At 73.0% G+C, this 20,759-nt stretch carries 20 protein-coding genes, 1 tRNA gene and 2 rRNA genes; 13 read left to right on the forward strand and 10 right to left on the reverse strand.

Translation table 11 applies throughout. The features are described 5' to 3' along the window. The 3 genes from G6553_RS19275 to G6553_RS21480 form a co-directional block, all read left to right on the forward strand. Positions 1 to 97, forward strand: a 23S ribosomal RNA gene (locus G6553_RS19275); the annotation flags it as partial. 202 nt (positions 98 to 299) lie between these two features. Continuing rightward, a 5S ribosomal RNA gene (gene rrf / locus G6553_RS19280) occupies positions 300 to 416 on the forward strand. A 100-nt stretch (positions 417 to 516) separates the two neighbouring features. Then, entirely contained in the window at positions 517 to 1,545 is a 1,029-nt protein-coding gene (locus tag G6553_RS21480; protein WP_166196521.1) for a tetratricopeptide repeat protein, read from the forward strand. Between the two features lie 15 nt (positions 1,546 to 1,560). On the opposite strand, the gene G6553_RS19290 is transcribed toward G6553_RS21480, so the two are convergent. Beyond that, on the reverse strand, positions 1,561 to 2,076 hold the full coding sequence (locus G6553_RS19290; protein ID WP_166196523.1) for a hypothetical protein: 516 nt from the start codon (positions 2,074 to 2,076) through the stop codon (positions 1,561 to 1,563). Between the two features lie 120 nt (positions 2,077 to 2,196). Between G6553_RS19290 and G6553_RS19295 the strand changes: the two genes are divergently transcribed. The 3 genes from G6553_RS19295 (at position 2,197) to G6553_RS19305 (ending at position 4,704) form a co-directional block, all read left to right on the forward strand. Next, on the forward strand, positions 2,197 to 3,078 hold the full coding sequence (locus G6553_RS19295) for a protein phosphatase 2C domain-containing protein (protein WP_166196524.1): 882 nt from the start codon (positions 2,197 to 2,199) through the stop codon (positions 3,076 to 3,078). Positions 3,079 to 3,098: 20 nt separating this feature from the next. Continuing rightward, positions 3,099 to 4,025: an alpha/beta hydrolase gene (locus G6553_RS19300; protein WP_166196526.1), complete on the forward strand. Its 927-nt coding sequence runs from the start codon at positions 3,099 to 3,101 to the stop codon at positions 4,023 to 4,025. A gap of 160 nt (positions 4,026 to 4,185) precedes the next feature. Beyond that, entirely contained in the window at positions 4,186 to 4,704 is a 519-nt protein-coding gene (locus tag G6553_RS19305) for a DUF3145 domain-containing protein (protein ID WP_166196528.1), read from the forward strand. 64 nt (positions 4,705 to 4,768) lie between these two features. Here G6553_RS19305 and G6553_RS19310 read toward each other — a convergent pair whose 3' ends face one another. The 7 genes from G6553_RS19310 to G6553_RS19340 all read right to left on the reverse strand — a co-directional run bounded on the left by G6553_RS19310 (position 4,769) and on the right by G6553_RS19340 (position 11,795). Continuing rightward, positions 4,769 to 5,212 carry a hypothetical protein gene (locus G6553_RS19310; RefSeq protein ID WP_166196530.1) on the reverse strand — a complete coding sequence of 148 codons (444 nt, stop codon included), beginning with the start codon at positions 5,210 to 5,212 and terminating at the stop codon, positions 4,769 to 4,771. 60 nt (positions 5,213 to 5,272) lie between these two features. Then, entirely contained in the window at positions 5,273 to 6,712 is a 1,440-nt protein-coding gene (locus G6553_RS19315) for a carboxyl transferase domain-containing protein (RefSeq protein WP_166196532.1), read from the reverse strand. After that, positions 6,712 to 7,959: a beta-ketoacyl-ACP synthase II gene (locus G6553_RS19320; RefSeq protein WP_166196534.1), complete on the reverse strand. Its 1,248-nt coding sequence runs from the start codon at positions 7,957 to 7,959 to the stop codon at positions 6,712 to 6,714. The genes G6553_RS19315 and G6553_RS19320 overlap by 1 nt, the downstream gene beginning before the upstream one ends. A gap of 62 nt (positions 7,960 to 8,021) precedes the next feature. Beyond that, a complete protein-coding gene (locus tag G6553_RS19325; protein ID WP_154616258.1) occupies positions 8,022 to 8,267 on the reverse strand; it encodes an acyl carrier protein in 246 nt (81 codons plus the stop codon). 35 nt (positions 8,268 to 8,302) lie between these two features. Then, positions 8,303 to 9,307 carry a beta-ketoacyl-ACP synthase III gene (locus tag G6553_RS19330; protein ID WP_166196536.1) on the reverse strand — a complete coding sequence of 335 codons (1,005 nt, stop codon included), beginning with the start codon at positions 9,305 to 9,307 and terminating at the stop codon, positions 8,303 to 8,305. Beyond that, a complete protein-coding gene (locus tag G6553_RS19335; protein ID WP_166196538.1) occupies positions 9,308 to 10,492 on the reverse strand; it encodes an acyltransferase domain-containing protein in 1,185 nt (394 codons plus the stop codon). A gap of 112 nt (positions 10,493 to 10,604) precedes the next feature. After that, positions 10,605 to 11,795 (reverse strand): helix-turn-helix domain-containing protein, encoded by a 1,191-nt coding sequence (locus tag G6553_RS19340; RefSeq protein WP_347565810.1) that lies wholly within the window; start codon positions 11,793 to 11,795, stop codon positions 10,605 to 10,607. 144 nt (positions 11,796 to 11,939) lie between these two features. Here G6553_RS19340 and G6553_RS19345 point away from each other — a divergent pair, with 144 nt between their 5' ends. Continuing rightward, positions 11,940 to 12,890 carry an alpha/beta fold hydrolase gene (locus tag G6553_RS19345; RefSeq protein ID WP_347565811.1) on the forward strand — a complete coding sequence of 317 codons (951 nt, stop codon included), beginning with the start codon at positions 11,940 to 11,942 and terminating at the stop codon, positions 12,888 to 12,890. Positions 12,891 to 12,985: 95 nt separating this feature from the next. On the opposite strand, the gene aceE is transcribed toward G6553_RS19345, so the two are convergent. Beyond that, positions 12,986 to 15,724 carry a pyruvate dehydrogenase (acetyl-transferring), homodimeric type gene (gene aceE / locus G6553_RS19350; RefSeq protein WP_347565812.1) on the reverse strand — a complete coding sequence of 913 codons (2,739 nt, stop codon included), beginning with the start codon at positions 15,722 to 15,724 and terminating at the stop codon, positions 12,986 to 12,988. Positions 15,725 to 15,969: 245 nt separating this feature from the next. Between aceE and G6553_RS19355 the strand changes: the two genes are divergently transcribed. The 6 genes from G6553_RS19355 to G6553_RS19380 all read left to right on the forward strand — a co-directional run bounded on the left by G6553_RS19355 (position 15,970) and on the right by G6553_RS19380 (position 20,199). Next, positions 15,970 to 16,428: a DUF3052 domain-containing protein gene (locus G6553_RS19355; protein WP_166196542.1), complete on the forward strand. Its 459-nt coding sequence runs from the start codon at positions 15,970 to 15,972 to the stop codon at positions 16,426 to 16,428. Between the two features lie 10 nt (positions 16,429 to 16,438). Continuing rightward, complete coding sequence (locus tag G6553_RS19360) at positions 16,439 to 18,073, forward strand: AMP-binding protein (protein WP_166196544.1); 1,635 nt, start codon at positions 16,439 to 16,441, stop codon at positions 18,071 to 18,073. Next, positions 18,070 to 18,534, forward strand: coding sequence for a peroxiredoxin (locus tag G6553_RS19365; RefSeq protein WP_166196546.1), 465 nt, complete (start codon positions 18,070 to 18,072; stop codon positions 18,532 to 18,534). Before G6553_RS19360 ends, G6553_RS19365 begins: the two co-directional genes overlap by 4 nt. A gap of 169 nt (positions 18,535 to 18,703) precedes the next feature. Then, positions 18,704 to 18,778: transfer RNA gene (locus G6553_RS19370), tRNA-Val, on the forward strand. A 125-nt stretch (positions 18,779 to 18,903) separates the two neighbouring features. After that, the gene (locus tag G6553_RS19375; protein ID WP_166196548.1) at positions 18,904 to 19,320 is read left to right on the forward strand and encodes a hypothetical protein; all 417 of its coding nucleotides are present in this window, start codon (positions 18,904 to 18,906) and stop codon (positions 19,318 to 19,320) included. Positions 19,321 to 19,323: 3 nt separating this feature from the next. After that, positions 19,324 to 20,199 carry a serine/threonine-protein kinase gene (locus G6553_RS19380; RefSeq protein WP_166196550.1) on the forward strand — a complete coding sequence of 292 codons (876 nt, stop codon included), beginning with the start codon at positions 19,324 to 19,326 and terminating at the stop codon, positions 20,197 to 20,199. Here G6553_RS19380 and G6553_RS19385 read toward each other — a convergent pair. Further along, positions 20,186 to 20,759, reverse strand: a 574-nt coding sequence (locus G6553_RS19385) for an MFS transporter (protein WP_166196552.1), incomplete at its 5' end; no start/stop codon positions are given. The genes G6553_RS19380 and G6553_RS19385 overlap by 14 nt on opposite strands.

The following is a 20,759-nucleotide window of genomic DNA, read 5'->3' on the forward strand; positions in this document are numbered from 1 at the left end:
TGGGTAAGGCCCCCAGCAGAACACTGGGTTGATAGGCCGGAGGTGTACAGCAGTAATGCCTAGCCGACCGGTACTAATAGGCCGAGGGCTTGTCCCACAACCACTCAACCAAGACAACAACCACACAGGGTGTTGCAAGCAGAGTGCTCGCGTCCACGAATCCAGAACACACCCAGAAGGGTGCGCCACGTCGCTTATGCGGACGACCAGCGCACCGCTACAGGTGAATAGAGGCTTGGAACACACCACCCGTCCGGCGCAGATGCGTCACGGCCGCGGGGAGTGTGGACCGCTAGAGTTACGGCGGCCATAGCGAAAGGGAAACACCCGGTCCCATCCCGAACCCGGAAGTTAAGCCTTTCAGCGCCGATGGTACTGCAACCGCGAGGTTGTGGGAGAGTAGGACGCCGCCGGACATACACTTCGTAGAGGCCACCGCAAGGTGGCCTCTACGTGTTTGTGCAGCAGATCTACGGTGGAACGGTCCCGTCGGACCAGGAAGTGCAGAGGTGAACCGTGGCCGAGGAGCGTCGCAACCAGCGTCCGTCCCAGGGGGCGGGCGGCGGGAGCCGGTCCGGTGGGCCCCGTGGCGGCAAGCCGACCGGGGGTGGCCGTGGTCGTCCCGACAAGCCCGGCTCCGGGCGCCCCGAGAAGGGCGCCGGGGCAGGACGTTCCTCCCGCTCGAGCGAGCGGTCGGAGCGGTTCGAGCCGCGCAGTGACGACCGGCGGGACCGGCGCAGCGGCAGCCGTCCGGAACGCGGAGACCGTCCGGAACGTGGCGGCCGACCCGAGCGTGGCGGTCGCTCGTCGGACTGGAAGCGCCCGGCCGACAAGCAGGGTGACCGCACCGCCGAGCAGGCGCGCTACGACGGTCCCGACCTGCCGGCGGACATCACCGGCAAGGAGCTCGACCGCGCCATCACCGCGCAGCTCAAGGGCATGCCCGAGAAGCTCGCTGCGCGGGTCGCCCGGCACCTGGCCGCAGCCGGGTCGCTGATCGACACCGACCCGGAGACCGCCTACCAGCACACGCTGGCTGCCCGGTCCCGCGCGCCGCGGCTCGCCGTCGTGCGCGAGGCGGCCGGCGAGGCGGCGTACGCCGCTGGTCACTACGCCGAGGCGCTCGCCGAGCTGCGGGCGGCCAAGCGGATGAACGGGTCGCCGGCGTACCTGCCGATCATGGCCGACTGCCACCGCGCCCTCGGGAACCCCGACCAGTCGCTCAAGCTCGCCAAGAGCCCGTCGGTCGCGAACTTCGCGCCGGAGGCCAAGGCGGAGATGACGATCGTCGAGGCGGGTGCCCGCCGCGACATGGGTCAGCTGGACGCCGCGCTGCGCACGCTGGAGCTCGCGCCCCTGACCTCGAAGACCCGCGCGTCGTGGGTCGTGCGGCTGCGGTACACGTACGCCGACACCCTCGAGGCCGCCGGCCGGCTGACTGATGCGCTGGCGTGGTTCCACCGCACGCACGCCATCGACAGCGACGAGATCACCGACGCCGCGGACCGCGCCGAGGCGCTCGAGAAGCGGATCCCGCAGGACTGACCGGTGGGGTGACGCTCAGCGGCCCAGCACGGTGACGATGGCGTTCTCCACGCCCGCCGGCTGGGTCGCCGCGCGGATGCCGTCCTGGTAGCCGATCCGGACCCGGTCGAGCACCACGACGGCCGGAACGTCCGCGCGCACCTCGACCACGACCGAGTCGCCGGGCTGGAGCCGCTCGCCCGCCGGTGCCACGAGCTCGCGGCAGAACGCCCCGGGGTCGGAGGTGACCACGAGCGACCCGCCCTTGCAGAGCAGGGGCGCGACCTCGACGTCCGTGTTCGCGGTCGCGTGCACCTTGACCCCGTCGACGCTCAGCGTGCGGTCGGACGCGGCGGCGTACATGCCGACGTACACCGGCGTGCCCACGGGGGTCGACGCCCGGTGGGTGTCGGCCGAGGTGGCCAGAGCCGGCGGGTGCGCGGCGTACCACGCCACCACCACGGCCAGGGCGAGCACCAGCGCCCCGATCACGGCCCACCGGACCACGCGTCGACGGGCGCTGACCTCGAGCGGCACCCCGGCGGTGGTCATGGCGAGAGAGTAGGGCACGCCACACCCTGCTTGCGGACGTTCCGCGTCGGGTACCCCGTGGTCGTCCTTGACCCGGTCGTCGGCGGACTGTTCACTGCCCCGGAGTCGTGAGGAGGAACGATGCTGCGCTTCTCGGGCGCCGGTGCGAGCCACGTCGGCCACGTGCGCGAGCACAACGAGGACTCGGGGTTCGTGGCCGCGCACATCGGGCTCGTGGCCGACGGGGTCGGGGGCGCCGCTGCTGGAGAGATCGCGTCCGCCACGGTCGCCTCGGGGGTCGTCGAGGCGGCGGCCGCGATGGCCGCAGCCGGTGCGCCCGCCGAGGTGACCGGCACGCTCGAGCAGGTGCTCGCGGCGGGCACGGACCGCGGACGGTCGGGCATCCGGCGGGCCATCCAGCACGACCTCACGCGTCTCGGCATGGCCACGACGCTCACGGTGCTGCTCTGCGACGGCGAGCGGGTCGTGCTCGGCCACGTCGGCGACTCGCGCGCCTACCGCCTGCGCGACGGGACGCTCACCCAGCTCTCGACCGACCACACCTACGTCGCCCACCTGGTCGCGTCCGGCCAGCTGGGGCGCGACGCCGTCGCCCGCCACCCGTGGCGCAACGTCGTGCTGCGCTCCATGGACGGCGACCCGGCCGACCAGGGTGTCGACCTCGTCCCGGTCGACGCGCTCGCGGGGGACCGGCTCCTCGTCTGCAGCGACGGGCTCACCGACCTCGTCGGCGACGAGGACATCGCCGCGCTGCTCGGCGCAGGCACCCCCGCCGCCGCGACCGCCGCGCTCGTCGACGCAGCGCTCGCGGCGGGCGGCCGGGACAACGTCACCTGCGTGGTGCTCGACCTGGTGGCCGACCACCTGCCGGCCGGCCGCGGCGCCGGCAGGGTCGACGGCGTGGCTGACCCGGGGACGGTGCTCGGTGCGCTGGCCGAGCCGGCGAACGTCGTCGACCCGGGTCCGACCCGGATCGTGCGCGGCCCGGCCGCCACGGCGTGACCCGTGGCACACTCCCGGCTGTGACGGACATCGAGCGGCCCGGCCTCGAGGGCACGGTGGCGGTCCGCGGCCGGCGGCGGCTCAGCTTCGCGGAGTACGGCGCCCCGCGCGGCCCGGCGATCATCTGGATGCACGGCACGCCCGGGGGCCGTCGGCAGATCCCGCTCGAGGCGCGGGCGTTCGCCGACGCCCGCGGCGTGCGGATCATCGGCATCGACCGGCCGGGGATCGGCACGTCGACGCCGTACCTCTATCCCGACGTCGCGGACTGGACGCGCGACCTGGCGATCCTCCTCGACACGCTGGCGGTCGACACCCTGCGGCTCGTCGGCCTCTCCGGCGGGGCGCCGTACGCCCTGGCCGCCGCCGCGGCGATGCCGGACCGCGTGCACGGCGTCGGCGTGCTCGGCGGCGTCGCGCCGACCGTGGGGCCCGACGCCGCCCCGGGCGGCCCCATCCAGCTCGCCGTGCGACTGGCGCCGCTCGTCGCGGCGACCCGCCTACCGCTCGGGTTCGGCCTGACCCAGCTGATCCGGGTGGTGCGGCCGATCGCCGGCACCTTCCTGGACCTGTACGCCGCCGTGCAGCCGGAGGGGGACCGGCGGCTGCTCGGGCGCCCGGAGTTCAAGGCGATGTTCGTCGACGACCTGCTCAACGGCAGCCGCTTCCAGACCTCCGCGCCCCTGGCCGACATCGTGCTGTTCACCCGCGACTGGGGCTTCCGGCTGGCCGACGTCGCCGTGCCGGTGCGCTGGTGGCACGGCGACGCCGACCACATCGTGCCCTTCCGGCACGGCAAGCACGTCGTCGACCGGTTGCCGGACGCCAGCATCACCGCGATCGACGGCGAGAGCCACCTGGGCGGACTGGGGATCGCCGAGGAGGTGCTGGGCACCGTGCTCGGCCTCGGTCCGCGCCGCCCGGTGGCCGCCTCCGGGAGTTCCTGAGCCGACGCGCGACCCGCGCCTGGTGCGTACCGCTGGTGCTCAGGCGGTTTGTGGGTAACAATGGGAGCACAACTACATCGTTGTCATCTTCGACTGACTTCGACCGACACGAGACCGCTGGGGAAGGCGTAGCTCGCGCCGGAGGAAGAAGGAGGTCACGGTGACCGCACGCACTGCTACCCGCACCGCGACGAGGGGCGTCCTGTACGTCCACTCAGCGCCGTCCGCGCTGTGCCCGCACATCGAGTGGGCCGTCGGTGGTGTGCTGGGTGCTGCCGTCAACGCCGACTGGACCCCCCAGCCGGCGCAGGCGGGCACCTACCGCGCCGAGCTGTCCTGGACCGGCGCGCCCGGATCGGCTGCCGCCATCGCCTCGGCGTTGCGCGGGTGGAACCACCTGCGCTTCGAGGTCACCGAGGAGCCGACCTCGGGCACCGAGGGCGCTCGCTACTCCTACACCCCCGAGCTCGGCGTCTTCCACGCCGTGACCGGTCTGCACGGCGACATCATGATCCCCGAGGACCGGCTGAAGGCAGCCGTCGTCAAGGCGGCCCTCGGCGACACGACGCTGCTGGTCGAGATCGACAAGCTCCTCGGCAAGCCCTGGGACGACGAGCTCGAGACCTTCCGCCACGCCGGTGACGGCGCGCCGGTCCGCTGGCTGCACCAGGTGGTCTGACCCGGGGTCGACCAGGGAGGTCTCCCGGCCGGGTCACGCCGTCGGCGTCAGCTGACCACCGGCGTCAGCGCCGGCGCAGCCGGAAGTGGCTGTTGGGCAGGCGGCGCTCGTCCTCCTCCCACCCGTCCCAGGAGGACACCTTCGCCCGGATCGTGAAGCGGCCCGGCTTGGTCGACGCGCCGCACAGCCGGAACCAGCGCTTGTCGCGGGTCGGCTCGCTGTCGCTGAGGAGGTACGCCGAGGCGATCTTGTCGCCGCGCGGGTCCTTGATGACCAGGTCGACCTCCCAGTCGTCGGTCGGGAGGGTCAGCTTGTAGCGGTAGGCGTACTTCTTGCAGCCCTTGGCCAGGACCGCGTTGGGCGCGGAGGTCTTGCCCCACGACGGCTCGACGGGGAGCTGGGCGGCGCCCGCGGGTGCCGCACCGAGGACGAGGGTCCCCGGCAGCACGAGCGCGCCGAGGAGCGCGGCGAGCAGCAGGCGGACGAGGGCGCGGCTGGGTCCGGGCATGGCCCCATCATTCCCCAGAAGTGGTGAGCGCCACACCGGGGTCCACCCGGCGGCACCCGCTCAGAGCGGGATGTTCCCGTGCACGCCGTGCCGGACACCCTCGGCCTGCACCGCGGCGTCGATCGCCCGCGCCAGGGCGGAGCGGGTGGCAGCGGGGTCGACGACCTCGTCGACGACGCCGATCTCGACCGCCTTGTCGACGCCGCCGGCGAGCCGTTCGTGCTCAGCGGCCAGCTCGGCCTCGACCTGCGGGCGGATCTCGGGGGCGACCTCGGCCAGGCGGCGCCGGTGCAGCACGCGGATCGCCGCGACGGCGCCCATGACGGCCACCTCTGCGCCGGGCCAGGCGAAGACCTTCGTCGCGCCGAGCGACCGGGAGTTCATCGCGATGTAGGCGCCGCCGTAGGTCTTGCGGGTCACCAGCGTCACCCGCGGGACCACGCACTCGCCGAACGCGTGCAGCAGCTTCGCGCCACGGCGTACGACGCCGTCCCACTCCTGGCCGACGCCGGGCAGGTAGCCGGGCACGTCGACGAGGACGACCAGGGGCACACCCAGCGCGTCGCACATCCGCACGAAGCGGCTGGCCTTCTCCGCCGACAGGGAGTCGAGGCAGCCGCCGAGGCGCAGGGGGTTGTTGGCCACGACGCCGACGGTCCGGCCGCCGAGGCGACCCAGCGCGGTGACGATGTTCGGCGCCCACTTCGCGTGCAGCTCCAGCGCGGTGCCCTCGTCGAGCACGCCCTCGACCAGCGGGTGCACGTCGTACGCACGGCGGCGCGACTCCGGCAGCAGCGCCTCGAGGTCGCGGTCCTCGACGTCGTCGACGCGCAGGCTGCCCTGCGCGCCCAGGAGGCTGGCGACCTCGCGGGCGCGGTCCAGCGCCTCGCGCTCGGACTCGGCGAGCACGTGGACGACGCCGGAGCGCCGCCCGTGCGGCTCGGGACCACCGAGGCGGAGCATGTCGACGTCCTCGCCGGTGACCGAGCGGACGACGTCGGGCCCGGTGACGAAGATCCGGCCCTCGGGGCCGAGGATGACGACGTCGGTGAGGGCGGGGCCGTACGCCGCGCCGCCGGCGGCGGGACCGAGCACCACGGAGACCTGCGGGACGCGCCCGGAGGCCTGGGTCATCACCTTGAAGATCCGGCCGACGGCGTGGAGGGAGAGCACGCCCTCGGCGAGCCGGGCGCCGCCGGAGTGCCAGAGGCCGATGATCGGCACGCCGTCGGTCATCGCGCGGTGGTAGGCGTCGACGACGACCTGGCAGCCGCGGTCGCCCATCGCTCCGCCCATGACGGTCGCGTCGGAGCAGAACGCCACGACGCGGGCGCCGTCGACGGTGCCGACGGCGGCGACCATGCCGGAGTCGTCGTCGGCGGTGATCAGCTCCAGGGTGTCGTCGTCGAGCAGGGCCCGCAGCCGGGTCACGGGGTGGCGGGGGTCCTGCTCGCGGGGGACCTTGACCGCCGTGCGCGGCGCGGCGGGGGCCTGGGTCATCAGGCGCTCCGGAAGGCGAGGGCGACGTTGTGGCCGCCGAAGCCGAAGGAGTTGTTGAGCGCGGCGACGTCGCCGGCCGGCAGGTCCCGCACCTTGTCGGCCAGGTCGAGGCCGACGTCCTCGGGGTTCTCGAGGTTGATCGTGGGCGGCACGGTGCGGTGGTGGAGCGCGAGCACGGTCGCGACCGACTCCAGCGCACCGGCGGCGCCGAGCAGGTGTCCCGTCATCGACTTCGTCGAGGTGACGACCGCGCCGGAGGACGCGCCGCCGAGCGCGTTGCGGATCGCGAGCGCCTCGGCGACGTCGCCCTGCGGGGTCGACGTCGCGTGGGCGTTGATGTGGGCCACGTCGTCGGGGGACAGGTCGGCGTCGCGGAGCGCGAATCGCATGGCGCGGGTGGCGCCGGCGCCGACGGGGTCGGGCTGGGCGATGTCGTGGGAGTCGGCGGTGATGCCGGCGCCGCCCGCCTCGGCGTACACGCGGGCGCCGCGGGCCGCGGCGTGCTCGGCGGACTCCAGCACCAACGCCGCCGCGCCCTCACCGAGGACGAAGCCGTCGCGACCCTTGTCCCAGGGACGCGAGGCCGCGGCGGGGTCGTCGTTGCGCTTCGACAGCGCCATCATCTGGCCGAACGCGGCCATCGGCAGCGCGTGGACCGCCGCCTCGGTGCCGCCGCAGACGACGATGTCGGCGCGACCGAGCCGGATGAGGTCGATGCCGAGCGCGATCGCCTCGTTGCCGGACGCGCACGCGGAGACCGGCGTGTGCACGCCGGACTTCGCGCCGAGCGCCAGCCCGATGCCCGCGGCGGGGCCGTTGGGCATGAGCATCGGGATCGCCAGCGGCGAGACCCGGCGCGGGCCCTTGGCCAGCAGGGCGTCGTAGTTGGTGAGCAGCGTCGTGACGCCGCCGATGCCGGAGGCCATCGCGACCGAGAACCGCTCGGGGTCGACCCCGGCCTCGGCGGCGGTGCCGGAGAGGCCGGCGTCGCCCCACGCCTCGAGGGCAGCCACCATGGCCAGCTGGCCGGAGCGGTCCATCCGGCGCGCCTTGACCCGGTCCAGGGTCTCGCTGGGCTCGACCGCGACCTGCGCCGCGATCCGGGCGCCGAGCGGCTCGGCCCACTCCTCACTGAGGGGGGCGACGCCCGAGCGACCCTCGAGCAGGGCGGACCAGGTGGAGGGGACGTCCCCGCCGACCGGGGAGGTGGCTCCCAGGCCGGTGACGACGACGCGCGTGGCGGACATGTGGCTGCTCCTCGGGGCGGGGACGTGCGGGGCGGTGCTGCTGGTGGGCCGGCCGTGACCGGTCAGGCCGAGGCGCGCTCGATGAAGGCCACGGCGTCGCCGACGGTGCGGAGGTTCTTGACCTCGTCGTCGGGGATCGAGACGCCGAACTTCTCCTCGGCGGCGACGACGACCTCGACCATCGACAGGGAGTCGACGTCGAGGTCCTCGACGAAGGCCTTGTCGAGCTGGACGTCGGCGGCGTCGACGCCGGCGACCTCGTTGACGATCTCGGCGAGGTCGGAGCGGATCTCCTCGGTGGTTGCCATGTGCGGGTTCCTCTCGGGTTGTGGGGTGGTGCGGGTCAGGGGACGGTGACGACCTGGGCGGCGTACGCCAGGCCGGCACCGAAGGCGACGAGCAGTGCGGTGTCGCCGGATCGGGCGTCGCCCTCGGCGACCATCCGGTCCAGGGCGAGCGGGATGGACGCGGCGGAGGTGTTGCCCTGCTCGGCGATGTCGCGGGCGATCCGCACGCTGGCGGGCAGCTTCATCGAGCGCGCCATCGCGTCGGTGATGCGCATGTTGGCCTGGTGGGGGACGAAGCAGTCGAGGTCGTCGACGGTGATGCCGGCGCGGTCGAGCGCCTGCTGGGCGACCTTGGCCATGGCGAAGGAGGCCCAGCGGAAGACCGCGCTGCCCTGCATCACCAGGTGCGGCATCTCCGGGGTGTCGGCGGTCAGCACGTCGCGCCAGTCGTGCCGCGAGCGGATGAGGTCGGACTGCTCGCCGTCGGAGCCCCAGACGACCGGACCGATGCCCGGTACGTCGCTGGGACCCACGACCGCGGCTCCCGCGCCGTCGGCGAAGATGAAGGCGGTCCCGCGATCGGTCATGTCGGTGATGTCGGAGAGCCGCTCGACGCCCACGACCAGCACGTGCTGCGCGCTGCCGGCCCGGACGAAGTCCGCGGCCATCGCCACGCCGTGGCAGAAGCCGGCGCAGGCGGCCGAGACGTCGAAGGCGGCGGCCTGGTCGGTGCCCAGCTCGTGGGCCACGACGGTCGCGACCGCCGGGGTCTGCACCAGGTGGCTCACGGTCGCGACGACCACGCAGTCGACCTGCTTGGCGTCGATGCCGGCGCGCTCGAGCGCCTGGCGCGAGGCGGCGACCGACATCATCGCGATCGTCTCGTCCTCGGAGGCGAAGCGTCGTTGCTTGATCCCCGAGCGCTGCTGGATCCACTCGTCGGAGGAGTCGATCGCGTCGACGACCTCGGAGTTCGGCACGACCCGGCGGGGCCGGTAGGCGCCGATGCCGAGGATGCGTGCGTGCGGGGCGCCGGTGGCGGCCCGGAGGGTGGCGGGCACTCAGGCCACACCCTCGGGGTGGAGCCGGACCAGCGGCTGGCCGGGGGAGACCAGGTCGCCGTCCTCGACGAGCCACTCGACGACCTGCCCGCCGTGGGCGGCGGTGACGGCGACGCGGTCACGGAGGCTGGCGACGTCGCCGATCGGGGCGCCTGCGGCCAGCACGTCGGTGCGCGCAGCCTCGCCGGCGAGGTGGAAGGTGCCCTTGACCGGGGAGACGACCATCCGCCAGGTCGGCGAGGTCTCCATCTCCGCGGACTCGCCGTGCTCGTCGCAGAACGCGCGGGCCGCGTCGAGCTGGTCGGGGGTCTTCAGCGCGAAGGTCGCGACGCCCTTGAGCGCGCGCTTGGCGATGCCGGTCAGGGTGCCGGCCGGCGGCATCTCCAGGATGCCGGTGACGCCGAGGTCGGCCATGGTCTCCAGGCACAGGTCCCAGCGGACCGGGCTCGCGATCTGCCCCACGATCCGGCGGAGCACCTCGCGGCCGTCGTGGACGACCTGCCCGTCGCGGTTGGAGATGACGCGGGTGCGCGGGTCGTGGGTGGAGACCGACCGGGCGAGCCGCTCGACGTGGTCGACGGCCGGGCGCATGTGCTCGGTGTGGAAGGCGCCGGCGACGCTGAGCGGCATCAGCCGCGCCTTGGCCGGTGCGTCGTCGGCCAGCGCGGCGAGCTGCTCGAGGGTGCCGGCGGCGACGACCTGGCCGGGCCCGTTGTCGTTGGCGGCCGTGAGGCCGTGGCGGGCGAGCGCGGCGAGGACCTCGTCGCGGTCGCCGCCGAGGACGGCGGTCATGCCGGTCGGCGTCACCGCCGAGGCGTCGGCCATCGCGTTGCCCCGCTCGCGGACCAGCACCATCGCCTGCTCGGCGGTGATCGCCCGCGCGCCGGCGGCGGCGGTCAGCTCGCCCACGCTGTGGCCGGCGACCGCGCCGATCCGGGCGAACGCGTCGGCCGGGTGCGGGAAGAGCTCGAGGGCGGCGACCAGGCCGGTCGCCACCAGCAGCGGCTGGGCGATCCGGGTGTCGCGGATGGTCTCGGCGTCGGACTCGGTGCCGTGGGTGACCAGGTCGACCCCGGCCACGGTGGCGAGCCACTCGAAGCGGGAGGCGAAGGTCGGGTCCTCCAGCCAGGGCCGGAGGAAGCCGGGGGTCTGGGCGCCCTGACCGGGAGCGACGATGACGAGCACGGGTCCAGCCTGCCCGGCCGGGGGCCCTCTCCTCGCCTCGGACCCGCACGAACTCTGGCGGCCGGTCTTTGTGGGAACCCTCCAAGAACCGACGCGGCGTCGCGGGTAGCCCTCAATCGGTGCGACCGGACTGCCGGCCGAGGACCAGCGCGATGCGGAGGACGAAGGCGTCGCGGGGACGCGTGGGGGAGTAGCCGGTCAGCGCGGTGACCTGCCGCAGGCGGTAGCGGACGGTGTTCGGGTGGACGAAGAGCGTCCGCGCGGCCCCCTCGATCGAGGACCCCTCGTCGAGGTACGTAGCCAGCGTCTCCGTCATCGTGCCGCGGGCCCTCACCAGGGGGAGGTAGACCTCCTCCACCAGGTGCCGCCGAGCGTGCCCGTCGCCGGCCAGCGCCCGCTCCGGCAGCAGCTCGATGCTCTGCACCGGCCTCGGGGCACCCGGCCACCCGGCGGCGGCGCGGTGGGCGGAGACCGCCGCCCGGGCCGAGGCGTACGCCGCGTTGAGGTCGTCGGCCGCGGGTCCGACCACCACCGGCCCCTCGCCGAACCGGCCGACGACCGCCTCGGCGGCCACCCGGGGGTCGTCGACGCCCCCCAGCAGGACCACCAGCCGGTCACCCTGCACCGCGCACAACGCCTCGAGGCCCGCGGCCCGCGCCGCACGGCGTACCTCCTCGGGCAGGTCGGTGGCGGGCGTGCCCTCGGGCACCGAGCCCAGCACCACGGCGACGTCGCCGACCGCGCCCCAGCCCAGCGCGCTGGCGCGGCTCAGGACGGACTCGTCGGCCTCCGCGCGCAGCACCGCGTCGACGACGAGCGCCTCCAGGCGCGCGTCCCAGGCGCCGCGGGTCTCGGCGGCGCGGGCGTAGACCTCCGCGGTGGCGAACGCGACCTCGCGGGCGTAGCGGAGCACCGCAGCGTGGACCAGGGGGACGTCCTCGGGGTCGAGCAGCCGGTCGACGTCGCTCTCCACGACCGCGATCGACAGGCGCACGAGGTCGACGGTCTGCTGGAGGTTGATGACGCCGGCCAGCGCGCGGGGCGCGGCGCCGAAGACCGATGCCGCCAGCTTGTTGGCGTCTGGCGCCGGAGTGCCGTCGTCGGCGCGGAACCAGTCGACGAAGCCGCGGATGCCGGCCTGCACGATCAGGCCGACCCACGAGCGGTCCTGGGCGCTCAGGTCGCGGAACCACGGCAGCTCGGCGTCCATCCGGGCGGTGGCCGCGGTGCTGAGCGCACCGGTGGCGCGCTGGAGCGCATCGGCGGTGCGCGAGCGGGGTACAGCGGGTCGACGGCTCGGCACGCCCCGAGGCTAGTCTGCGGACCAGTGACGGGGGTGGGGCGGACCGACCGATCGGAGGACGCGCACCACCCCGGTGACGCGCAATCGTGCTGCACGGCCGGGGGGCGAGTGCTCCCGCGCCGACGACGCCCACAGGAGGCCCCCGTGCCCGACAAGCCCCGCGAGGTCCAGCACGTCACGATCCACGGCCACCGCCGTGCCTTCGTGAAGGTCGGCACCGGTCCGGCGCTCCTCCTGCTCCACGGCCTCGGGTGCAACCACACGACGTGGGAGCCGGTCATCGACCTGCTGGCCCGGCGCTACACCGTCATCGCACCCGACCTGCTGGGCCACGGGCAGTCGGACAAGCCGCGGGCCGACTACAGCCTCGGCGGGTTCGCCAACGGCATGCGCGACCTGCTCACCGTGCTGGGGATCGAGCAGGCCACCGTCGTCGGCCACAGCTTCGGCGGCGGCGTGGCGATGCAGTTCGCCTACCAGTACCCCGAGCGCACCGAGCGGCTGGTGCTCGTGGCCTCCGGCGGCCTCGGCCCCGACGTCACGCCGGCGATCCGCGCCGTGACCACGCCCGGCTTCCACCAGGTCATGGGCGTGCTGACGCTGCCGGGCATCCGGCACGTGGGCAAGAAGGGCATGCAGCTGATGACCGCGCTGCCCTCGCGCCACGCCCGCGACCTCGGCGAGATGGCGGAGATCTACGACTCGTTCAAGGACCCCGCCGCCCGGCACGCGATCCGGCACGTCGTGCGCGGCGTCGTGGACTGGAAGGGTCAGGTCGTCACGATGGCCGACCGGGCCTACCTGACCGAGGAGATGCCGATGGCGGTCGTGTGGGGCCGCGACGACACCGTCATCCCGGTGCAGCACGCAGGCCGCGCCGGGGAGCTCGCGCCGCGGTCGCGGGTCGAGATCATCCCCAACGCCGGCCACTTCCCGCACAAGGACCACCCCGAGCGCTTCGCCAAGCTGCTGCACGACTTCATCAGGACCACCCAGCCGGCGTCGTACGACCGCGACCGGGTGCGCCAGCTGCTCGTCGACGGCCGGGCCGAGCCGACGCCGATGGCGACCGTCACCGAGATCACCAGCGCCTGAGATGCGAGCAGGGCGGTGACCGACGTGGTCACCGCCCTGCTCTTGCTCGGTGGGTCTCGAGACGGTTCCTGGCGGAACCTCCTCGACCAGCCGGGTCAGGCGTCGCCGCCCTCCTGCTTCACACCGGAGACGGCCGTGGGGTCGTCGATCCGGTACGTCTCGAACGCCTTCTCGACCTGGGAGCGGTCGATCTGGCCGGCGTCGGCGAGGGCCTGGAGGGCCTGCACGACGACGGACTGGGCGTCGATGTGGAAGTACCGGCGGGCGGCGGGGCGGGTGTCGGCGAAGCCGAAGCCGTCCGCACCGAGCACGCGGTAGTCACCGGGGACCCAGCGGGCGATCTGCAGCGGGACGGCCCGCATGAAGTCGCAGACCGCCACGACGGGGCCCTCGACGTCGACCAGCCGCTCCTCGACGTACGACGTCCGCGGCTCCTCGCCGGGGTGCAGGAGGTTCCACTCCTCGGCTGCCACGGCGTCGCGGGCCAGCTCGTTCCAGGAGGTGACCGACCAGGTGTCGGCCTGGACGCCCCACTCCTCGGCGAGCATCCGCTTGGCGTCCTCGACCCACGGCATGCCCACGCCCGAGCCCATCAGCGTGACCCGCGGGCCCTCGCCCTCGGCCTGCGAGACCTGGTGCATGCCGCGGAGGATGCCGTCGACGTCGACGTCGTCGGGCTCCTTGGGCTGGGCGACCGGCTCGTTGTAGACGGTGAGGTAGAAGATGACGTCCTCGCCGTGGCCCTCGGGCCCGCCGGTGCCGTACATCCGCTCGAGCCCGGACCGCATGATGTGCGCGATCTCGTAGGCGTAGGCCGGGTCGTAGTGCACGACCGCCGGGTTGGTCGCCGCGAGCAGCGGCGAGTGGCCGTCGGCGTGCTGGAGGCCCTCGCCGGTCAGCGTGGTGCGACCGGCCGTGGCGCCGATGAGGAAGCCGCGGGCCAGCTGGTCGGCCATCGCCCAGATCGAGTCGCCGGTCCGCTGGAACCCGAACATCGAGTAGAAGATGTAGAACGGGATCATCGGCTCGCCGTGCGTGGCGTACGCCGAGCCGGCTGCGGTCGCGGACGCCATGGCGCCGGCCTCGGAGATGCCCTCGTGGAGCATCTGGCCCTGCGCGGACTCCTTGTAGGAGAGCAACATGTTGCGGTCGACCGACTCGTACTTCTGGCCGGCCGGGTTGTAGACCTTCGCGCTCGGGAACATCGCGTCCATGCCGAACGTGCGGTACTCGTCCGGGGCGATCGGCACGATCCGCTTGCCGATCTCGGTGTCCTTCATCCAGTCCTTGAGGAGGCGGACGACGGCCATCGTGGTTGCGACGGCGTTCTTGCCCGAGCCCTGCTTGAGCTCGGCGTACGCCTTGTCGCCCGGCAGGGTCAGCGGCGTGGACCGCACGACCCGCTTGGGCAGCGAGCCGCCGAGCTGGCGACGCCGCTCGAGCATGTACTCGATCTCCGGTGCGTCGGTGCCCGGGTGGAAGAACGGCGCAGCGCCGGTCTCCTCGTAGGCGCGGTCGAGGTCGCGGTCGGAGATCGGCAGGTAGAGGCGGTCCCGGAACTTCTTGAGGTCGGCCGGGGTCAGCTTCTTCATCTGGTGGGTGGCGTTCTTGCCCTCGAGGGCGTCGATCGTCCAGCCCTTGATGGTCTTGGCCAGGATGACCGTCGGCTGCCCGACGTGCTTGGTGGCCGAGTCGAACGCGGCGTACACCTTGCGGTAGTCGTGGCCGCCGCGCGGCAGCTTCTGGATCTGCTGGTCGGTCATGTGCTCGACCATCTGGCGCAGCCGCGGGTCACCGCCGAAGAAGCTCTCCCGGACGTAGCCGCCGTCCTCGACCGAGTAGGTCTGGAAGGCGCCGTCGGGGGTGGTGTTCATCTGGTTGACCAGCACGCCGTCGACGTCACGGGCGAGCAACGGGTCCCACTCGCGGCCCCAGACGACCTTGATGACGTTCCAGCCGGCGCCGCGGAAGGTCGACTCCAGCTCCTGGATGATCTTGCCGTTGCCGCGGACCGGGCCGTCGAGCTGCTGGAGGTTGCAGTTGATGACCCAGGTGAGGTTGTCGAGCTCCTCGCGGGCGGCCACGCCGATGGCGCCGAGCGACTCGGGCTCGGCCATCTCGCCGTCGCCGAGGAAGGCCCAGACGCGCTGCTGGCTGGTGTCCTTGATGCCGCGGTTGTGCAGGTAGCGGTTGAACCGCGCCTGGTAGATCGAGTTGATGCCGGTCAGGCCCATGGAGACCGTGGGGAACTCCCAGAAGTCCGACATCAGGCGCGGGTGGGGGTACGACGGCAGGCCGGCGCCCGGCCCGTGCTGGACCTCCTGGCGGAAGCGGTAGAGCTGCTCCTCGGTCAGCCGGCCCTCGAGGAACGCGCGGGCGTAGACGCCCGGCGAGCCGTGGCCCTGGATGTAGACCTGGTCGCCGCCGCCGGGATGGTCCTTGCCGCGGAAGAAGTGGTTGAAGCCGACCTCGTAGAGGCTCGCCGAGGACTGGTACGTCGCGATGTGCCCGCCGACCTCGAGGCCCTTGCGGTTCGCGCTCGACACCATGACGGCGGCGTTCCAGCGGATGAAGGCGCGGATCCGCCGCTCGACCTCCTCGTCCCCGGGGAACCACGGCTCCCGCTCGGGCGGGATGGTGTTGATGTAGTCCGTGCTCCGCAGGGCGGGCACGCCGACCTGCTTCTGGCGGGCCCGCTCGAGCAGGCGGAGCATGACGTAGCGCGCGCGTTCGCGGCCCCGCTCGTCGACGAGTGCGTCGAAGGAGTCGAGCCAGTCGTGCGTCTCGTCCGGGTCGATGTCCGGCAGCTGGGTCGGCAGGCCCTCGTGGATCACCGAGGGGGTCGAGCCCGTGCGCGTGCCTGAGGTGGTGGGTGGTTCTCCGGTCACCTGTTCATCGTTGCACGCAGGGTCGAGGGAGGGAATTTACCCGTCGGTAGCCGGGGCGGGGCGGTGCGAACGCCTCCCCGGGGGCGTTCCCGCAGGTCGGGACGGCTTGCGCCGCGGCGCCGACTCCGCTGGACTACTCCCCACACCGGCCGCGGAACCGCGGTCGTGCCGATCGCGTCTGGAGGACCACGTTGAGCTCGACCGAGGGTGGGGGGACCACCCGGACCGGCGCCGCAAGTGCCGACCAACCCGGCAACGGACCGGCCGAACGGCTCGGTTTCACCCAGGGCATGGTCGTCCAGGAGCTCGGGTGGGACAACGACACCGACGACGACCTCCGCGTCTCCATCGAGGACACCATCGACGCCGACATGGTCGACGGTGACCACGGCAACGTCGTCGACGCCGTGATCCTGTGGTGGCGCCAGGAGGACGGCGACCTGGTCGACGGCCTCGTCGACGCGCTCACCGACCTGGTCGGCGGCGGCGTGATCTGGCTGCTCACCCCCAAGGTCGGCCGGCCCAACGCCGTCGACGCCGCGGACATCGCCGAGGCGGCGCCGATCGCCGGGTTGTCGCAGACGACGACCGCCGCCGTGAGCAAGGACTGGACCGCGACCCGCCTGGTGGCCCCCAAGACTCCCGCGTAGGTTCGCCCCCGTGCTCTCGAACCTCCTCGGCCGCGCCGCGGCTGCGGGCACCGGCGCGAAGGTGCTCGCCTCCTCCGGGATCATCCGTCCCTACCCGCCCGCCGTCCTGGTCCGCCTCGCGCGGACGGTCAAGGACTGGGGGACCGGCCCCGCCGGTGGCTTCGCCACGCTGGCCGTGCGCTTCCCCGACCGGGTCGGCCTGGTGGACGAGCTCGGCGAGCTGACCTTCGGCGAGATGCACCGGCGGTCGAACGCACTGGCCCGGGCGCTGCGGGCGCGCGGCGTGGGCGAGGGCGACGCGGTCGCGCTCATGTGCCGCAACCACCGCGGCTTCGTCGACACCACCGTCGCGGCCGCCAAGCTCGGCGCCGACCTGCTCTACCTCAACACCGCGTTCGCCGGCCCGCAGCTCGTCGACGTGCTGGAGCGGGAGAAGCCGACCGTCGTCGTGCACGACGAGGAGTTCACCGAGCTGCTCGCGGACGCCGACGTCGAGCAGCGGGTGCTGGCCTGGGTCGAGGGTGACGGGAACGACGGTGCCGGGGACGACGGCGTACCCACGCTCGAGGGGCTCGTCGACGGCGCCGACGACGCGGACCTCGACCCGCCGGACCGCCACGGGCGGATCATCATCCTCACGTCCGGCACGACCGGGACGCCGAAGGGCGCGCCGCGCAACGAGGCCGGCATCGACGCCGCGATCTCGCTGCTGTCCCGGATGCCGCTGCGGCACGGCTGGCGCACCCACATCGCCGCGCCGCTCTTCCACACCTGGGGCTTCGCCCACCTGGCGCTCGCGATGCTGCTGGGGTCGACGATCGTGCTCAAGCGCCGCTTCGACCCCGAGGACTGCCTGCGGACCGTCGAGGAGCACCGGTGCGACTCGCTCGCGGTGATCCCGGTGTTCCTCCAGCGCATCCTCGGTCTCGAGGAGGGGGTCCTGCAGCGGCACTCGCTCGACAGCGTCAAGGTCGTCGCCTCGTCCGGCTCGGCGCTGCCCGGCGACCTCGCGGTGACCTGGATGGACCACTTCGGGGACAACCTCTACAACATCTACGGCTCGACCGAGGTCGCCTACGCCTCCATCGCCACCCCCGTCGACCTCCGTGAGGCGCCTGCCTCCGCCGGGATGCCGCCGTGGGGCACGACGGTCAAGGTGTACGACGACGAGGGCCGCGAGGTGCCGCAGGGCGTCTCGGGCCGGATCTTCGTCGGCAACAGCCTGCTCTTCGAGGGCTACACCGGGGGCGGCGGCAAGGACATGATCGACGGGCTGATGGCGACCGGCGACGTCGGCCGCATCGGCGACGACGGCCGGATCTACGTCGAGGGCCGCGACGACGAGATGATCGTGTCCGGTGGCGAGAACGTCTTCCCCAAGGAGGTCGAGGACTGCCTCGCCCGCCACGAGGCCGTCGTCGACGTCGCCGCCGTCGGGATCGACGACGCCGACTACGGCAAGCGGCTGCGTGCCTTCGTCGTGCTGCGCAACGGCGCGTCGGCCGACGAGGACGAGCTGAAGGGCTGGGTCAAGCAGAACCTCGCCCGCTACAAGGTTCCCAAGGAGATCGTGTTCCTCGACGAGCTGCCCCGCAACGCCACCGGCAAGGTGCTCAAGCGCGAGCTGAAGGACCGGACCGAGTGAGCGGACTGCAGCTCGGGGGCGAGGCCCCCGACTTCACGCTGCGCGACCAGTTCGGCCAGGACGTCACGCTGTCGTCGTACCGCGGGACCAAGGCCGTCGCGATCCTCTTCTTCCCCTTCGCGTTCTCCGGCGTGTGCACCGGCGAGCTGACCGCGGTGCGCGACCGGCTGGCGGAGTTCCTCAGCTTCGACACGGAGGTGCTGGCCGTCTCCTGCGACCCGATGTTCTCCCTGCGGTCCTTCGCCGACGCCGACGGGCTGAACTTCCCGCTGCTCTCGGACTTCTGGCCGCACGGCGAGGTGGCCCGGGCCTACGACGTCTTCAACGAGGCGACCGGCGCACCGCGGCGCTCGTCGTACGTCGTGGACCGGGAGGGCGTGCTGCGCTGGTCGGTCCACAACCCCACCTCCGAGGGCCGCGACCTCGACGAGCACCTGCGCCAGCTGACCGCGCACGTCTAGACCGCTCGCGGCGATTCCGGGGTTGCCCGGACGGGTGTCGGAGCCGGGGGTTAGAGTTCTGCTCGTTGAACCGCTGGTGACCCGAGACGCCAGCGGTTCAACTTCCATTTACGGCCCTTTTCGTGAGGCCGACCGCCACCGTCTAGTCTGTGGCCGCCCGAGCGGGCACGGGCGTATAGCTCAGCGGTAGAGCACCTCGCTTACAACGAGGTGGTCGGGGGTTCGATCCCCTCTGCGCCCACCACCTTCCTCCCGTTGCCGTCTCCTCTCAGGTCCATGAGGGCGCTCTCATCCGAGGCTCACGGTCGCCTCACGGCGCGACCGCAGAGTCCTTCTCGTCAGCACGAACACGGACGAGAGGACGAGGACATGAGCAAGCTGGTGAGGACCGGGGTCCTGGCGGTCGCGGGCGGCGTGAGCGCCGGCCTGATCGCATGGGGCGCGCCGGTGGCGTTCGCCGACGACGAGCGCGGTGACCGGGACGACCGGGGCACGGTGTACCAGCGCAAGGACGACAGCCCCGACGTCGTCATGGCCGTCGACGACGACGATGACGACGACACCAACGACCGCACCGACGACACCAACACGCGGTCGAAGAACACCGGGGCCAGCAAGTCCACGCGCGACAACACCAACAGCCGGTTCACCAAGGTCAGCCGCGACCGCGACAAGAGCCGCAGCGACCTGACCCGCGACTGGACGCGTGACGGCGGCGACCGCACGCGCGACTGGAGCAAGAACAAGACCAACGACGCGTCCCGCAACGACACCCGGGGGCGTTGAGCCGTGGCCCGGGACAGCTGGAACCTGACCGAGGGGGACGCGATCACCCCCGAGCTGACCGCCGCGAAGCTGCTCGGCGGCGGGTCGTCGTACGAGGCGTACCTCGCCTTCGACGAGATCACCTACGCGCCGGTCGTGGTCAAGGTCGTGCGTCCCGGGCTGGTCGCGGACGCCTCGGCCCTGCGCGGCCTGCGCCGCGAGGTCGAGGCGCTCGCGACCGTCAACCATCCGGTCGTCGTCCGCGGGCTGCGCCACCGGCTCGACGGCGACCGGCCGCACGTGGTGCTCGAGCAGGTCGACGGGCCGCGCCTGTCGACGCTGGTGCGCCGCTACGGGCCGCTGCAGGAGCAGCAGTACCTCCCGCTCGCGATCGAGGTCGCCTCGGCGCTGCACTACCTCCGCCACCTCGGCTGGACGCACCTCGACATCAAGCCGAGCAATGTGATCATGGGGGCGCCGGCGCGGCTCATCGACCTCTCGGTCGCTCGCCCGGTCGCTTCAGCCGCCGCACTCACCTCGCCGATCGGCACCGACGCCTACATGGCGCCGGAGCAGACCGACCCGCCGTCGACGGGTACGCCGGGGCACGCGAGCGACGTGTGGGGGCTGGGGGCGACCCTGTTCGAGGCGGTCGCCGGCCACCGCGCCTTCGCCGACGGCGACCCGGACGCCCCGGACCTGCGCGACCGCTACCCGCAGCTGGCGGCCGACCCGCGGCCGCTGCCGGACCGCGTGCCGCACGAGGTCGCCAAGATCGTCGAGGCGATGCTCGAGCGCGACCCGGTCGACCGGCCGCTCCCGCACGAGGTCGCCGAGGCGCTCGAGCCGGTGCTCGACCGGCTGCCGCGGGCGCGGCTCGCGGGGTTCAGGACTCGGTGAGCGCGTCGCCGGCCCGCTCCGGCAGGCCCCAGGTCGCGGCGGCGGCGAGCGCGAAGAACGCGGCGAACACGGCGAACAGCCCGGTGGTGCCGGTGCCGGCGTCCAGGAACCAGGGCACCGACAGCGGGGCGAGCACCGACGCGATCCGGCCGAAGCCGGCCGCCGCGCCGGCGCCGGTCGCGCGCAGCGTCGTGGGGTAGACCTCGGGCGTCACAGCGTACAACGCGCCCCAGGCGCCGAGGTTGAAGAACGACAGCGCCATGCCGGCAGCCACGATCGCCGTCTCGCCGTCGGCCTGGCCGAAGAGCACCGCCGAGACGGCGGAGCCGACAAGGAACGTCGAGAGCGTCGCCCGGCGCCCCCACAGCTCCACGAGCACGGCCGCGGCGGCGTACCCCGGCAGCTGCGCGAGCGTGATGACCAGCGTGAACCCGAAGGACTGCACGAGGTCCATCCCGTCGGCGACGAGCAGCGACGGGATCCAGATGAAGGCGCCGTAGTAGGAGAAGTTCACGCCGAACCAGACCGCCCACAGCGCGGCCGTGCGCGAGGCGTGCGGG

It is taken from the genome of Nocardioides sp. IC4_145 (assembly GCF_011250565.1).
GTDB lineage: Bacteria > Actinomycetota > Actinomycetes > Propionibacteriales > Nocardioidaceae > Nocardioides.

Excerpts from the sequence above, each read along its gene's own strand:
- G6553_RS19290 (WP_166196523.1), bottom strand. The coding sequence starts at position 2,076 with ATGACCACCGCCGGGGTGCCGCTCGAGGTCAGCGCCCGTCGACGCGTG.
- G6553_RS19295 (WP_166196524.1), top strand. The coding sequence starts at position 2,197 with ATGCTGCGCTTCTCGGGCGCCGGTGCGAGCCACGTCGGCCACGTGCGC.
- G6553_RS19310 (WP_166196530.1), bottom strand. The coding sequence starts at position 5,212 with ATGCCCGGACCCAGCCGCGCCCTCGTCCGCCTGCTGCTCGCCGCGCTC.
- G6553_RS19315 (WP_166196532.1), bottom strand. The coding sequence starts at position 6,712 with ATGACCCAGGCCCCCGCCGCGCCGCGCACGGCGGTCAAGGTCCCCCGC.
- G6553_RS19320 (WP_166196534.1), bottom strand. The coding sequence starts at position 7,959 with ATGTCCGCCACGCGCGTCGTCGTCACCGGCCTGGGAGCCACCTCCCCG.
- G6553_RS19325 (WP_154616258.1), bottom strand. The coding sequence starts at position 8,267 with ATGGCAACCACCGAGGAGATCCGCTCCGACCTCGCCGAGATCGTCAAC.
- G6553_RS19375 (WP_166196548.1), top strand. The coding sequence starts at position 18,904 with ATGAGCAAGCTGGTGAGGACCGGGGTCCTGGCGGTCGCGGGCGGCGTG.